The sequence below is a fragment of the Streptomyces caelestis genome, from assembly GCF_001279005.1.
Lineage (GTDB): Bacteria > Actinomycetota > Actinomycetes > Streptomycetales > Streptomycetaceae > Streptomyces > Streptomyces heliomycini.
The window spans coordinates 1-465 of record NZ_LGCN01000068.1 but is presented as its reverse complement, the minus strand read 5'-3'; the positions used below and the strand labels follow the sequence as shown (position 1 = coordinate 465).

The 465-nt window shown below is 72.3% G+C and carries 1 protein-coding gene; it reads left to right on the top strand.

Translation table 11 applies throughout. The features are described 5' to 3' along the window. Positions 1-465 (top strand): hypothetical protein (locus ADK41_RS06820; protein ID WP_037805365.1); only part of this gene is annotated, 465 nt, incomplete at both ends.

Here is a 465-nt window from a genome sequence, read left to right as displayed (position 1 = left end):
GATCCTGAACGACGGTGAGGGCGAGACGGTGATTCCGTTCGCCTGGAACGGTGTGCGCCTGCACGCGGTCGGCGCCTCCGCCGTCCGCGTCCGCATCGGGAAGTCCGACGACGGCGGAATGCGGCTCGCGGTCGCCGATGTGACCGGTGCGCCGGTGATGTCGGTCGGGTCCATGGTGGGCCGGCCGGTGTCGGCCGGTCAGTTGGGCGCGGCGTCCGGGGACGCGGGCGCGCTGTACGGCATCGAGTGGATGCCGGGGGACTCCGCCGCACCGGCCGCGGTGTGGGCGCCGTGGGAGGGACTGCCGGAGGACGGCGATGTGCCGGAGACGGTGGTCCTGGACTGTGGTGCCGATGCTTCGTCGTCTGCTGCCGGTGTGGAGGTGCCGGTGGGTGTGCGGTCGGTGGTGCATCGGGTGTTGGGTGTGGTGCAGGAGTGGCTGGCGGGTGAGCGGTTCGCGGGTTC